Origin of the sequence: Nostoc sp. (genome assembly GCF_036917355.1) — a bacterium.
Lineage (GTDB): Bacteria > Cyanobacteriota > Cyanobacteriia > Cyanobacteriales > Nostocaceae > Nostoc.
Genome location: NZ_JBALDP010000009.1, coordinates 67,372 through 81,674, shown reverse-complemented (window position 1 = coordinate 81,674; position 14,303 = coordinate 67,372). Strand labels below are relative to the sequence as shown.

15 protein-coding genes are annotated in these 14,303 nt (G+C 42.9%); 4 read left to right on the top strand and 11 right to left on the bottom strand.

Annotation, left to right across the window (positions count from 1 at the left end):
* Positions 1 to 11: 11 nt before the first annotated feature.
* The 6 genes from V7K53_RS02375 to psaK all read right to left on the bottom strand — a co-directional run bounded on the left by V7K53_RS02375 (position 12) and on the right by psaK (position 6,263).
* A complete protein-coding gene (locus tag V7K53_RS02375) occupies positions 12 to 680 on the bottom strand; it encodes a YggS family pyridoxal phosphate-dependent enzyme (protein ID WP_335196055.1) in 669 nt (222 codons plus the stop codon).
* Positions 677 to 955 carry a transcriptional coactivator PipX gene (gene pipX / locus V7K53_RS02370; protein ID WP_069068710.1) on the bottom strand — a complete coding sequence of 93 codons (279 nt, stop codon included), beginning with the start codon at positions 953 to 955 and terminating at the stop codon, positions 677 to 679. Before pipX ends, V7K53_RS02375 begins: the two co-directional genes overlap by 4 nt.
* 825 nt (positions 956 to 1,780) lie before the next feature.
* Positions 1,781 to 2,698 carry an energy-coupling factor transporter transmembrane component T family protein gene (locus V7K53_RS02365; RefSeq protein WP_334872514.1) on the bottom strand — a complete coding sequence of 306 codons (918 nt, stop codon included), beginning with the start codon at positions 2,696 to 2,698 and terminating at the stop codon, positions 1,781 to 1,783.
* Between the two features lie 186 nt (positions 2,699 to 2,884).
* Entirely contained in the window at positions 2,885 to 4,255 is a 1,371-nt protein-coding gene (gene der, locus V7K53_RS02360) for a ribosome biogenesis GTPase Der (protein WP_335156039.1), read from the bottom strand.
* Between the two features lie 280 nt (positions 4,256 to 4,535).
* The gene (locus V7K53_RS02355) at positions 4,536 to 5,732 is read right to left on the bottom strand and encodes a site-2 protease family protein (protein ID WP_335196054.1); all 1,197 of its coding nucleotides are present in this window, start codon (positions 5,730 to 5,732) and stop codon (positions 4,536 to 4,538) included.
* Positions 5,733 to 6,008: 276 nt separating this feature from the next.
* Positions 6,009 to 6,263: a photosystem I reaction center subunit PsaK gene (psaK, locus tag V7K53_RS02350; RefSeq protein WP_322693754.1), complete on the bottom strand. Its 255-nt coding sequence runs from the start codon at positions 6,261 to 6,263 to the stop codon at positions 6,009 to 6,011.
* A gap of 110 nt (positions 6,264 to 6,373) precedes the next feature.
* On the opposite strand from psaK, the gene V7K53_RS02345 reads away from it, so the two are divergent.
* Positions 6,374 to 7,018, top strand: coding sequence for a phosphoribosylanthranilate isomerase (locus V7K53_RS02345; protein ID WP_335196053.1), 645 nt, complete (start codon positions 6,374 to 6,376; stop codon positions 7,016 to 7,018).
* Positions 7,019 to 7,068: 50 nt separating this feature from the next.
* Here the strand turns inward: V7K53_RS02345 and folE are convergent, their stop codons facing one another.
* The 5 genes from folE to V7K53_RS02320 all read right to left on the bottom strand — a co-directional run bounded on the left by folE (position 7,069) and on the right by V7K53_RS02320 (position 11,936).
* Complete coding sequence (gene folE, locus V7K53_RS02340; RefSeq protein WP_335196052.1) at positions 7,069 to 7,776, bottom strand: GTP cyclohydrolase I FolE; 708 nt, start codon at positions 7,774 to 7,776, stop codon at positions 7,069 to 7,071.
* A 98-nt stretch (positions 7,777 to 7,874) separates the two neighbouring features.
* Positions 7,875 to 8,600 (bottom strand): SDR family oxidoreductase, encoded by a 726-nt coding sequence (locus V7K53_RS02335; RefSeq protein ID WP_335196051.1) that lies wholly within the window; start codon positions 8,598 to 8,600, stop codon positions 7,875 to 7,877.
* Positions 8,601 to 8,955: 355 nt separating this feature from the next.
* Positions 8,956 to 9,936 (bottom strand): acetyl-CoA carboxylase carboxyltransferase subunit alpha, encoded by a 981-nt coding sequence (locus V7K53_RS02330; RefSeq protein WP_094349744.1) that lies wholly within the window; start codon positions 9,934 to 9,936, stop codon positions 8,956 to 8,958.
* Between the two features lie 119 nt (positions 9,937 to 10,055).
* The gene (locus V7K53_RS02325; RefSeq protein WP_335196050.1) at positions 10,056 to 11,075 is read right to left on the bottom strand and encodes a long-chain acyl-[acyl-carrier-protein] reductase; all 1,020 of its coding nucleotides are present in this window, start codon (positions 11,073 to 11,075) and stop codon (positions 10,056 to 10,058) included.
* A gap of 162 nt (positions 11,076 to 11,237) precedes the next feature.
* Positions 11,238 to 11,936, bottom strand: a complete 699-nt coding sequence (locus V7K53_RS02320) for an aldehyde oxygenase (deformylating) (protein ID WP_335196049.1) — start codon at positions 11,934 to 11,936, stop codon at positions 11,238 to 11,240.
* 183 nt (positions 11,937 to 12,119) lie between these two features.
* On the opposite strand from V7K53_RS02320, the gene V7K53_RS02315 reads away from it, so the two are divergent.
* The 3 genes from V7K53_RS02315 to V7K53_RS02305 all read left to right on the top strand — a co-directional run bounded on the left by V7K53_RS02315 (position 12,120) and on the right by V7K53_RS02305 (position 14,141).
* Positions 12,120 to 12,947: a carbohydrate ABC transporter permease gene (locus V7K53_RS02315; RefSeq protein WP_335196048.1), complete on the top strand. Its 828-nt coding sequence runs from the start codon at positions 12,120 to 12,122 to the stop codon at positions 12,945 to 12,947.
* 204 nt (positions 12,948 to 13,151) lie between these two features.
* Positions 13,152 to 13,478 (top strand): hypothetical protein, encoded by a 327-nt coding sequence (locus V7K53_RS02310; RefSeq protein ID WP_335196047.1) that lies wholly within the window; start codon positions 13,152 to 13,154, stop codon positions 13,476 to 13,478.
* A 414-nt stretch (positions 13,479 to 13,892) separates the two neighbouring features.
* Complete coding sequence (locus tag V7K53_RS02305; protein WP_334716502.1) at positions 13,893 to 14,141, top strand: hypothetical protein; 249 nt, start codon at positions 13,893 to 13,895, stop codon at positions 14,139 to 14,141.
* Positions 14,142 to 14,303: the final 162 nt, after the last annotated feature.

Sequence of the window (14,303 nt, the reverse complement as noted above, 5' to 3'; positions counted from 1 at the left end):
TGATTAATCGACTAAGAGCGATCGCCAAACAAGATTGTTCCTAATCGTACCATCGTTGCGCCTGCTTGCACTGCCAGTTCGTAGTCGCCTGACATACCCATAGATAGGTGCTGCATTTTTATGTGCGACCAGTTTTGCTCCTGGATTTCTTTGGCTAGCTCACGATTGCGATTAAACACGCTGAGAATTTCAGAATCATTTAATCCTGAAGGTGGAATTGTCATCAAACCTTGAATTTGTAAACTTTTGTATTGATTGAGTGTAGGTAAATCAGCCAAAAGTTCTGGCACACTCCAACCAGACTTGTTGGGATCGGGGAGAATTTTCACTTGCAGGCAAACCTGGGGACTCACTCCTAGCTGTTGCGCCAATTGGTCTAAGCGCTGTGCCAGCTTCAAATTATCCACAGAGTGAATCCAAGGGAAATGCTCGATGGCTTTTTTGGCTTTATTGCTTTGCAAATGTCCAATAAAGTGCCAGGTAATATCCGGTAAGTCTTGCAACTCGGCTTGTTTGCTGGCAGCTTCTTGGATACGACTTTCTCCGAAATCACGAATTCCTGCGTTGTATGCAGACCGAATGGCCTGGGCAGAAACTTGCTTGCTAACAGCAATCAATTTGACTGAAGTTGGCAGTGAGGAACGAATGGAAAGAATACGTTCGGAAATCGAACTGTTCATTGGAAGGTGCGCTGGAAAACACTCTGAAGCTGATCGTACTCCTGAGAATGCCCACTGCGCCGCAGGGTACGTAAGCGATTTTCCAACATCATCCTTGCCTCAGTACGTCCTAGAGACTGGAATTTAACACCTTTAACGTCATTTGCCACCAAAAAAAATAAGCGCTGGGCATAAAGTGTGGTGAACAAATCCTGGTTCTCATCAACCATACAGATTTTGTAGAGTAAACCCCAAGTTGGATGGTTTATGTAAGTTTCTGCGTTTTCTGGATTCATTTAAGAGTCAAGGTGTAGTCAAGGTGGAAGTATATATATCTTTTCGCAGTGAATTCCAAACATTCAGACGATAATACCAACATTCGTCAGAATATTTGGTTAAAATGCGAAGCTGCGGTTACGAAGACCTCGATCTAGTTCCTAATGGGCAGATGAAGCTAGTGGTAGTGAAGCGCAATGGTACAACAGAAGCCGCGAAGCGTAGATTCAAAGAGTAGAGGCTGTTCGACAAATATCACCGTCTGCTTTGGTGACTTCAATTGAGCAATTTGTAGGGACAAGGCACAAAGTATTGCCGATCCTCTGGTTGAAAGTTCGACGTGGGAAGGAAAAACACCCTTTGAAATTCCCAACGGTAACGGCGAATTTTTCAACTTCTTTCCATACTGCCACAACTGTCGCTGAATGGCACAAAATTGGGGAGTGGGGATTGGGTACTGGGTACTGGAAAGAAAATTATCATTTATGCAAAGGTCTATTGATTATCCAGTATTTTCAGTGGTGCAATTTGTGCCTGAGCATTGTGCAGAGATTCATAAGGGTACTTTGTCAAAAATATTGAGATTAGTTTGTAGTGTTCGCGTAAGGCTGGTTAATAGCTAAAATCTACAGGAAATGCTAGGGGATCAATTTTATGGGTGAATAGCTGTTCAATTTACCCTACCATATCGTTACCTATAGCTCAATCCGGTTCGGTTAAGGCAGGAGACGCGATTAATCGCCGTCTCTACAATAATCGGTCTTTGGTATTGACGGCGATTTAATGTTTTACTTCTGACTTTTGAATTCTGCTGTATTACCTTTTACCATTTTCTCGATGTAAAATTAAGCCTGAGTTCCTATAGCTAGTCGTATTCCCCAGAATAAGATTAAAGTTGCGATCGCCAGCCAGTCACGCCCTTTTAATCGTAAGTCGTGCCACTGGACTCGATGCTCATTGGGACTGGTAAAACCCCGCACCATCATGGCATTCGCCATTTGATCGGCTCGTAAGAGCAGATTTTCCAAAAGTCTCTCTGCGACTGTCATCCAAACCTTGAATGCTCCTTTCAATCCCAGCTTTTTCCAATTAATTGCCCTTGTCATCACGGAGCGAAATAAATTTTGCACTTCTTCTAAAACCAAGGGGATAAAGCGCAAGGACAAGGTTAAAGTTAAAGCAATTTCTGTGACAGGCAACTTGAAGCGTCGCAAGGGTTGCATTAGGCTTTCTATGCCAGATGTGATTTCTTCTGGTGCGGTTGTCAGCAGATAGAGGTTGGTGCTGTAAATGACGGTAAATATAAGTGTACTCAGGCGTACTGCCAAACTTAAGGAGTAGCGAGTTACTTTAACCGGGCCTTTGTGAAATAGTACGTAGCTGTAGGCTTTTTTCTCGGCTGCTGGCTCTTTAATATTATTAGAGTTTGCCGGCTGCGTTAAGATTTGTTCATTAGCTGGCAAACGTGACTGATAATCTACACCCAATCCATCAGGACTGATGGCTGCGATCGCTAGCACAAAAAACGATAGCATTAATAGCCAACCCATTTGCTGCTGCCATACGCGTCGAGGAATTCTGGCAATCAAGGTGGCAATAATCAAAATTACCACCAGCAGCACCCGCCAAAAGTTGTTGGCCAAAACATAGCTTGTTAAAAAGCTCATCAACCAGGCGAACTTGACTCGCGGATCGATTTTATGCAGCCAAGTTTGGGGTTGTTCTAAATAAAGTCCAAGTGGCAGCGATCGCAATAAATCCATTTTAGAGTTACGAGTGAGAAATGAAGAGTTAGGAGTTTTGACTTTAACTCATAACTTTTACCTTGTGCCGCTATCAAACTCAAGTCGATAGGGTTCTGTAGTTAGTAATTTTGGCTTTAACTCATAACTCTTGTACAGACGTAATTAATCACGTCTCTCTTGTACAGACGCGATTCATCGCGTCTCCTAACTTATTTTGACGCGAGTTGCTCTATTAACATTACCACTTTCGGCATCACGGACTTTCTTGCTCCGCCACAGTAAAATAATTGGCGTACCTTTAAATCCTAGCTGTTGCCGGAACTGCCGTTCAATATAGCGCCGATAGTTGTCGTTGAAGCGTTTCGAGTCATTGACAAATAGTGCGATCGTTGGTGGTTGGCTACTTACTTGTGTACCATAATAAATCTTCCCTTGACGCCCACCACGGGATGCTGGCGGTGAATGCCAGCTAACGGCATCTGTTAAGACTTCATTAATAACTGATGTGCTGACACGGCGTTTGTGTGATTCAGCCGCAGTTTTCACCAATTCTAAAATCTTTTCTACCCGTTGTCCTGACAAAGCACTTACAAAAATTGTTTCTGCCCATTCGGTAAAATGTAACCGTGATTGCAGAGTTTTTTCGTAATCGTAGATTGTGTAAGAGTCTTTTTCGACAGCATCCCACTTATTTACAACAATGATGCAGGCTCGGCCTTCTTCGATAATCCGCCCAGCTAATTTTTGGTCTTGCTCGGTGACTCCATCTACGGCATCTATTACTAATAAAACTACATCAGCGCGACGAATCGCTTTGAAAGCACGGTTAATACTAAAGAATTCTGTGCCGTATTCGATGTGTTTCTTTTTGCGAATACCGGCAGTGTCAATCAAGCGATAGGTTTGTCCGGCTCGTTCAATGACGGTATCAATAGCATCGCGGGTAGTACCGGAAATGGGGCTGACAATTGCCCTTTCTTCGCCAACAAAAGAATTGAGTAAGCTCGATTTGCCGACATTCGGGCGTCCCACAATTGCTACTTTGATTTCATTCGTGTCTGGAATGTCTTCAATCGCAGGGATGTGATTAACTAACTCGTCGAGTAACTCTCCTGTGCCACTGCCATGAATCGCGGAGATGGGGTAAGGTTCGCCCAATCCCAATTCCCAAAAGTCGGCAGCTTGCATTAAGCCTTGTTCTGGGGATTCACATTTATTTACAGCTAGTAGCACAGGTACGGGTTGTTGGCGCATCCATTCAGCGATTTCTAAATCTGCCGATGTGGGGCCTGTTTGACCATCTACTACAAAAATAGCGCCACACGCTTCTGCAAGGGCTGTCATTGCCTGTTGGCGAATCAGTGGTAAAAATTCGGTATCATCATTAAAAACTAAACCACCAGTGTCTACCACTAAAAATTCACGACCATTCCAGAAAGCTGGTAGATAAGTGCGATCGCGTGTCACTCCCGGTTCATCATGGACAATCGCCGTTTGTTCCCCGGCGAGTCGATTAACCAGGGTGGATTTGCCCACATTTGGGCGTCCGATAATTGCAACAATTGGCAGTGCCATAAAACCAGGGTAAGTGAGAGACGTAGTATATCACGTTCCTCCATTTTACTCGCTTTAAACTTGAAGTTTTAATAATTTCCCATCATCTGAGGCGATGTCTACGATGGTCACTGAGCGCAGCCGAAGTGTGGGCTGCTGGGTAATGCCATACTTTTAAAAATAAAAAAGGTAGGATTTCCTACCTTTTACCCAAAAAAAGCATTTTGTAACCAAATACCAAATTCAATATCACACACGCTTTTGACGTATCTATTGCAAACCTATGACGACGGTGTGACGTTTAATTTGTAGCTGATTTCGCGATTACTCCCAGTTGCAACCCAGGCGGATAGCTACCTTCTTCCTTGATGCGCTTAATTTCAGCATCGGTTATCTGCAAATTTAACTTTTGTACCAGCGATCGCACAATATCTCCCCGGTCAATTACACCAGCTACAGCACCAGCAGGAGAAAGGACGGTAATTCTCGCTAACTGCTCATTTTCTAGCTTGTTAATTACCTCAGCGATCGCTGTTGATTCTGCAACGTTAGGTATTTCTGTCAGTGGACGTACTATGCTGTGTAAGGTTTCGGTTTCCCATTCACTCTTTTGGGTTAAACGGAAATCGTCAATAGAAACTAGACCCCGATAACGTCCATCAGAAGCGGCAAAATAAACCTGTGAGGGATTGGTTTCTAAGAGGTATAAATCGGCAAAGGAACGCAATGTCTGGTCAGCATCAATTACGCGAAAGTCACGAGTCATTGCATCGGCTGCCACCACTTTGAGCAAGCTTTCTTGTAATGTAGTCATGTTGTCATAGGTGTTAGCGTTGCGGACAGCAAACCAACCTAACAGCGCAATCCACAAACCAAGTACTAACTCTCTGGTGACGAAATCTACAACAAATCCGAAAGCGATCGCAGCATAACCCAATATTTGCCCAGCCCTTGCAGCCCAGTGTACGGCTTGAAAACGATTACCTGTGATTTGCCATAGTGCTGCTTTTAACACTTGCCCCCCATCTAGAGGTAAGCCGGGAATCAGATTAAATAGAGCTACCACTAAGTTAATTCTTGCCAAATCTCCAACCATGACACTGAGGGGATTCGTATCAGGTATCGCAAAAGCTGCTAGACGGAGCAGGACAAATAGGATGATACTCACCAAAGGCCCAGCGATCGCAACTTGAAAGGCTTTGAAAGGAGTTTTAGATTCTTCTTCAATGGCAGCAATCCCGCCAAACATAAATAGGGTAATTGAATTAACTCTAATGCCTTGCGATCGGGCTACCAAGCTATGACCTAACTCATGCAATAGCACCGAACCGAATAGCAGCAGTGCCATAACTATTCCAGCACTCCAAGCTATAACAGACCCCCATTCCTGATAAGCTACCCCAAAATTCAGGGTTGCCAACCCTAAAATCACAAACCATAACGGGTCTAAAAACAGGGGAATTCCAAATAATGACCCAATTTTCCAATTTGTTTGCATTACACTACCCTAAAACTAGATATCGCCAGTAATTCCTATACTGCAATATTTGCGTATATACTTATACATATACTTCTGAGCATCAATTCGGTAGTGCCGATTTACGAAATGCTCTTATTTCTAGAATAGACAATTAATGCTTGTAAGCAAAATTCTGGAATTGGGAATTGGGCATGGGTCATAAGTTATTTCTTTCCTACTCCCCCTGCCCAAAATCATTTTTAGGAGTTTTGCATTGATAGCGGGGTTACAAGTAACACCTCTGTCATCACAAAACTATAGACGACCGATGTTAGTCAATCCTAAAACGATGCCAACCCCAATAATATGACCAAAAGCCATTGCTGCAACGAATGTTGGAATACTAACGGGCAGGATGGGGAACTTGGGGCCAACTAAGGGTTTTTCAATCCTAGTACTTAACAAAAGAACTACTAAGCTACTGATGCTGATGATGATGCCCACCGTCGGATTCCACGCAGGTGTTGCGGGAACAGTTTCAGCTGCTGCTAGTAAAATAGATGAAATCAAGCTTTTGTCTCCTAAAATATAGACCTACAAGATTATAAAATTACCAAGGCACAAAAGTTTTTCGGATAGTTTAGACTTTCTTGATATTATTTTAAATTTGTTAAATTTTTATGCGCGTTAAGATTTGCGGCATTACTCAACCACAGCAGTCTATAGCGATCGCCTCTCTAGGCGCAACGGCACTAGGATTTATTTGTGTGCCAAACTCACCTCGTTACGTGACTACATCCCAAATTCGGGCAGCAGTGGCAGAACTTCCGGCAAATATTGACACAATTGGGGTTTTTGCCAATCTTAGTATCGCTGAAATCAGTCAGATAGTTGCTGATTCTGGATTGACTGGTGTGCAGTTACACGGGGATGAATCACTAAATTTTTGCCACCAATTGCGTCAAGCTTTACCCAATGTTGAAATTATTAAAGCACTGAGAATTCGTAGTCTTGAGCATCTTGACACAGCAGATTATTACACAAAATACGTAGATACTTTGCTACTTGACGCCTACCATCCGCAACAACTGGGTGGTACAGGCAAAACTTTAGATTGGACGATGCTAGAGCAATTTAGCCCTAGTTGTCCTTGGTTTTTAGCAGGAGGATTAACAGCCGATAATATTGTGGAAGCCCTAAATCAGGTTAATCCTAGCGGCGTTGATTTATCTAGTGGTGTGGAACGGACACCAGGAGATAAGGATTTAGATAAAGTAGCACTGCTATTTCACAGTCTGAAGAACATTGAGTTACTTAGAAGTTAGGAGTCATCAGTTGTAAATTAACTCCTAACTCCTAACTCCTAACTCAGCACTTAAAAGAATGCTGGTTGGTGGCGAATCAAGTTAAAAAATTCTTCGCGGGTTTTGTGCTCCTCTTGAAACACACCAATCATTGCGCTAGTAACAGTCCAAGAACCTGGTTTCTGAACGCCACGCATTACCATGCACATGTGACTAGCTTCCATCACAACGGCTACCCCTTGAGGTTCTAGAACGGTCTGGATTGCTTCGGCAATTTGACGAGTTAGTCTCTCTTGTACTTGTAAGCGACGGGAATACATCTCAACAATCCGGGCCAGCTTACTCAGTCCAACAACTTTTTGGTTGGGAATATAAGCAACGTGTGCTCTACCCATAAATGGCAGCATGTGGTGTTCGCAGAGGCTAAAGAAGTTAATATCTCTGACAAGTACCATCTCGCTATGCCCTTCATCAAAGATGGCATCGTTAACGAGTTCTTCAAGAGATTGGTTGTAGCCACTGGTAAGAAACCGCATTGCCTCGGCTACTCGTTTGGGTGTTTTCAGGAGTCCTTCGCGTTCGGGATCTTCACCAACTCCCAATATTAGTGTCCGCACGGCATCCTTCATTTCTTCCATCTGTTCCTCTTTTGGCAGGAACACATCCGGTTGTCGCCCGTTATGAGTATTGCGATCGGGTCTAGGAGTTATGGCTTCTGCCAAATCGGGAATCAGAGGCGATTGAGAGCAATTGGAACCGTTGGAACTAGCAATAGTCATGATTCAGTCTAGGTTATGGTTTTGTCATTAGTCATTGATCATTAGTCATTGGTCATTAGTCATTTGCAAAAAACAAAGGACAAACGATCGAGGACTAATTAGAGTGCGCCAGCACTGGGCATCAAGATCAATTCATCAATAACTGCCTGTTGTGGTAATAGAACAGTGTAAAGAATTGATTGAGCCACAATTTCTGGGGTTAACATTTTGGAACGGTCTAGGTTGACGTGGACTGTTTCTGTATCCCAAAGTTCAGTATTAACTGCGCCGGGACAGATAGCTGTGACACGAATGCCGTAGGTGCGTTCTTCTTGTGCCAGGGTTTGAGAGAGGGCTATCAAACCAGCCTTGCTGACGCTGTATGCCCCCCAACCGGGAAAGGGTTGCTTGGCGGCAATTGAGGCGACATTGATAATTGTGCCTGTGCCGCGATCGCGCATTGAAGGTAAAATTCCCACAATGCACTGAAACACGCTGGTAAGATTCAAGTTAATTACCTGCTGCCAGTCTTCTAGGGAAGTTTCGCTCAAAGTGCCTGTATAGGCGATGCCAGCACTGTTTACCAGAATATCTATATCACCAAAGTCAAGGGCGATCGCTTGGATCTTGTCTTTGACTTCGGAAATCTGCGCTAAATCTACAGCGTAAGCTTTCGCTTCGACCCCAGTATGCTCTACGGCTTCTCTTACCGCCTCCAATTTATCCAAAGAACGGCTGACTAAGGCAACATCTATTCCCGCTTTCGCAAAGGCTAAAGCCGTTACTTTCCCAATTCCACTACTTGCCCCAGTAATCAGGGCGCGTCGTTTTTGCTCAACACTCATGGTGTCTCCCAATTTTTTGGCAGTTCCCAAAGCCTATTACCACCCCATTATTCACACTTCTCGGTTTGGATAGATTAAAGGAATCTAAAAATCTGATTATTTTCATTAAGCAGATGCTATGATTCGGCACAACAGTCCCCATATTGTGGGTTTTAGCAGTGAAGACAACAAATTGTTGCCTGGAAAACCACGCCGTACATTCAAATTAGATTATTTACATAAGACAAAACCCACTCAATCAAATTGAGTAGATTTGCCAAACATGCAAATGCCTATGGCTAGATTGTTAAAAATCTTTAAGCACATAGGCAATTATAGCATTGCTGCTTTACTAATAAATCATTATGCAGTGCCGTTAGTGGGCAACTTCTGTAAAAACACCAATTTTGCGGAATTTTTCATAGCGCAGTTGGCGGCGTTCTGGAGCTGTTAAACGATTGAGTTCGTCTAAATTTTCCATCAGTACTTGCTTGAGAGTGGTAGCGGCTTTTAAGGGGTCAGAATGAGCGCCACCAGTGGGTTCAGGTAGTATTTGGTCGATAATTCCCAACTTTTTCAGGTCATGGGAAATAATTTTTAGCGCCACAGCGGCTTGAGGAGCTTTACCAGCATCTTTCCACAAAATTGCAGCGCAGGCTTCGGGAGTGGCGACAGTATAAACTGAGTGTTCAAACATGAGTAGGCGATCGCCTACACCAATGCCAAGTGCGCCACCGGAACCACCTTCACCAATGACTGTGCAGATAATTGGCACATCTAAGCAAAACATTTCCCGTAAGTTGTAAGCGATCGCTTCTCCTTGACCTTGGTGTTCTGCTTCTACCCCAGACCAAGCTCCTGGTGTGTCGATAAAAGTTAGTATCGGCATACTAAACTTGTTGGCGTGTTCCATCAACCGCATAGCTTTGCGATAGCCGCCAGGGTAAGGCATTCCAAAGTTACGGGCAATATTGTCTTTAGTATCGCGTCCTTTTTGATGACCCAACATCACCACAGGTTGCCCACTCAGACGACCAACACCACCAACTAAAGCCGGATCGTCACCACCACAGCGATCGCCATGCAATTCCATCCATTCATCACTAATTGCCTGAATGTAATCGAGAGTACTAGGGCGACGCGGATGACGAGCGACTTGTAATCGCTGGGACGGGGATAGACTAGTGAAAATTTCCTCACGTAGTTGCATGGCGCGTGCTTCTAGTTGACGAATTTGACCAGAAACATCGACGCCATTTTCTTCTGCAAGTTGGCGAATTTGATCGATTCGGGTTGCAAGTTCTGCTAGGGGCTTTTCAAAATCTAACAGTAGCGGTTTACGCTCGGTAGTTGCCATCGTAGGGGTTATAAGTACGAGTTATAAGTTATCTATCCTTTGTCTTTTGTCCTTTGTCAGTTGTCCTTTGTCCTTTGCAAATAACAAATGACTAATGACTAATAACCAATGACCAATGACTAAACCAGCAGCGGTCTAAATCCATGTTTCACTGATACCTTACCAATCTGCTCCATTTTGTCTACGGTAATCTGATTCCGTCCCCACGAAAAGTTCGTGTATAACTTCTCAAATTCCAACAGCATTGATTCGGCAAAACAAGCAAACAGCTGGCGGGCTGGCACGTCCATATTGACGATTTTCATAATTTTCCAGTCAATATCCAGGGAATGCTCGACAATCCCACCACTTAACACATATACACCAGGATGCTGAACTTTTGTTGCTAAGTTTTTAGGATAGCCGCCATCAATCAATAAACAGGGTTGTTTCAAAGTGGTCGGGTCAATTTCCACGCCTCTGGGCATACTAGCAACCCAAACTACAACGTCAGCTTCAGGCAGTGCTTCTGTCAAACCCATGATTTTTCCTCGCCCCAGTTCGCCTTGCAGTTCTTTGAGGCGTTCTTGGTCGCGGGCAATCAACAAAAGTTCTTTGACATCTGTTTTTGCATCTAGCCAGCGGGTAACTGCACTACCAATATCTCCAGTTGCCCCACATACAGCAACAGTAGCTTTTGAGAGATCGATTCCCAATTGTTTTGAGGCTTCTTCCACCTGCTTACAAATAATGTAGGCAGTATGTGTGTTTCCTGTGGTGAAGCGTTCAAACTCTAGTTTAATGTTGCGGACTTGGCTAAACTGGTCTAACTTAAAGTTTTCAAAAATAATCGAGGAAAATCCGCCTAAAGCTGTGATATTAATGCCATGCTTTTGTGCATGGGCCATGGCGTTAAGGATTTTGCGCGTTGCAGCTTTGATGCGACGGCTAGCTAGCATCTCCGGTAAAAAGCAAGATTCTACATACCGTCCTTCAATTTGTTGCCCAGTTATACTAGTGACAATAATGGTATCGACAATTTGCGGTGGGGCGCTGCACCAAAAGTCTAGCCCTTGATCGGCATATTCTGGGTATCCCAATTCTTTAGCAACCGATTGAGCGTGTTCTAAACTAGTCAGATGTCCAATTAGACCAAACATGTAGTGATTATTAGGCTTATGCTGTCTTGAGGGCGTGGAATATTATGTTAAGTGTTTCAGCAGTTCTGAGTCCTAAGTCCTGAGTTCTGAAGTTCTGATAAATTTGAACTACTCAGCACTCTTGTACAGACGCGATTAATCGCGTCTCTACTCAGCACTCTTTTAAGCGGCTATAAGTCCGTAGGCTGACAAGCGCATGATATCGCGAGTCGTAAAACCTATGTTACTTAATGCTTCTCCGTATTGAATCATAAAGTCTTCTACCAAAGCATCTTTTTCCATTGCCATTGTGTGGGCATCACCTTCTACTTTGTTAAGCATTTTCCACACGATGGGTAGGTTCTGGCGATTTGCAAGTTCAAGTTCAGCTTTGGATTCTGTAAAATGTTCTTTCAACCAAACTTCTCCAAAGTTGAGGTGGCTATACTCATCTTTTACTACTCCCTCCGTGATTTTGCGGGCAAAAGCGTCGGCAACGGGGATGTAAATGTTATATGCTGCGATCGCAAAACATTCGATAATCAAAGACTGAATCAACAGACAAGTGACGACCTTTCCTTCCGCCGCTGCTATTTGGAAATTCTGGTGTAGTCCAGAGAAAAATTCCTTGGCAAATTGCAAATCTGGGGTGACTTCCAAATTGCGTCCACAAGCTTCAAATCCTTTCTTGTGGCGACTTTCCATCTTGGAGAGGCGAATTAATTCATCATGAGATTCTGGCAGCAGTTCGGCTAATGTGATGTAATTTTCATGGGCTTCTTGTTCCCCTTCAATCACGATTGCATTAATCCGGCTATAAGCATCTTTGTATGTTTCGCTCTTGAAATCTAATTCTTTAAATTGGTCTGCAAGCTGCTGCATGGTTATTGTTTACTCCTGTAAACTGGAATTATTTTGACACCAGGATTGGAATTTACCCTATGAACTGAGGGTAACAATCTCTGTGGTTTAATTTAACTTAACAAGTAGACTATGTTTATAGATTAATGGTTGCTGGGGGCAATGCTCTAGTACTAGCGAAATAAATGCTTTGCGGCTCAAGTTATGTCTAAACCAAATCCGAATCTGAAATCTGGTGATTTTTTGAGCCTAGTAATCTTACTGCTAGGGGCATTTATCGTTTTACTACCGCTGTTTGTGGTCTTTCTCACCTCCTTTGCACCAACGTCCGTCAGCCCAGAAAATTTGTTCAAAAATAACTGGTCTTTAGCAAATTACCGCGTTGCGTGGCAACAAGGAAAATTTTTGCTGGCGTTTGCTAATTCTACCTTGGTAGCGATCGCTGTGACGGCGTTTCAGATTGTCACTTCTGCTTTGGCTGGTTACGCCCTTGCACGTTTGAAGTTTCGGGGACGCCAAGCACTGCTATTAGTCGTTTTAGCAACTTTAGTGATTCCCTTTCAGTTATTGGTGATTCCCATCTTTTTGGTGTTGAAGTGGGGACACCTGATAAATACATACTGGGCGCTGATTTTACCCACTGCGGTTAGCGGATTTGGGATTTTCTTATTACGTCAGTATTTCCAGACAATTCCTGTAGAGTTAGAGGAAGCAGCAGCGATAGATGGGGCGAACCGACTGCAAATTTTGTGGCGGGTGATGTTACCTTTAGCTCGTCCGGCCTTGCTAACGCTGTTTTTGTTCACCTTCATCGGTGAGTGGAATGATTTATTTAAGCCTCTAGTATTTACGACAAGACCAGAATTAAGGACAGTGCAACTAGCGTTGGCTGAGTTTCAGGAGCAATTTACGAATAATTGGCCTTTGATGATGGCAGCAGTAACAATAGCCACAATTCCAGTGATGGTATTATTTCTCATCGGTCAGCGTCAATTTCTTCAGGGTATTGCTGCGACAGGGATTAAGAATTAGTGGGGAAGGCGGTAAGTAAAAGCCCGATTTAGTTACTAGACGAGATGCCCACTCAAGAAGAAATAATTTGAATTGGTATTAGTTAAAAATAGCTGTAAAGAAAATCCCGCAGGAAAATTATGAACTTTTGTAACACTGACCGTAATCATTGCTAACTAAACTGAAGCAATAATTATACACCTCCCGTCAGGAACGAAAACACTCATGAGTTCTCAACAAGTCATAGATCCTCAAGTATTACAGCAGTTACAAGAAGAGATTCAGCAGAAAATGAATGAAAGCCTAGAAAACGCTGACTTGCACTCAGTGCTTGAAAAGTACGGCTTATTAGAATATAGAGTCTTGAGAATTCATTGGCAGTGCAATCTCGACCCCAATCAACTCAAATCTGATAATGCAGTTGATGAACAGCAACCCAATGCATTATTGGCAGAAACTTCAAGACCTTCAATACCAGAAATTGTATTAGTGAAAAAAGCATTGTGTATCCCTTGCCCATCAACTGGCAGCCCCTTGGGCTGCTACTGCTAAATAATTTAGTTTCTATATCAATACCTTCGCTATTTTTTGTAGGTTGGGTTTTGCTTCGCTCAACCCAACAAATCCAGCAGAAATGTTGGGTATCCTAAAGACGCGATAAATCGCCGTCTCTACGAAAGATTGATTATTGTAGAGACGGCAATTTATCGTGTCTCTTTTTCTAAAGAAATGTAAAGGGTATGAATGCGGTAATTGGATCGTTAGGAAGAATGTTTCATGTGATGTTAAAACACCTCAGAATCCCTCAACCCAGACCTTTATAATCCTTTACAAACAGCCTCTTAAATTTTTGATAACTAAATAAACCTAGATTACTGATTCAAATGTATAATACTGAAGTTTACTAAAGCTTGTCTACTGTGTAGCAATTGTTATTTTTTTCTTGAAAGAGGTGCAATATTAAGTATGAATAATCTTTCGTTCTGCGTTAAAGTTCTAGGAATTGCAATAGGTGGTGCGGTAGTTTTGTCCACGAACTCTGCTATTGCTCAAATTGAGCAGAACGGCAATTTACCTAATAATTATGGCGTTACAGTACAAGACAATATCAAAATAATTCCCGCTAGCGCCCAATATGAAACTAAACTATCTCGAAGTTTGAATGCATTGTGTATACCTTGCCCATCAACTGGCATAGGATGGTGTAACTGCTAAATAATTTTATCTTTGGACTGCAAAGAGTTTATTCTAATGAATGTAAAAATACTAAACTTTGCTTTTTTGTAGTAGTTAATATACAGAGATCACATCAACGTTCTAACATAACTAATTAGCAAAAAGCAGTATTTTAGTAAACTCTGATTTTTTGAGCGCCAG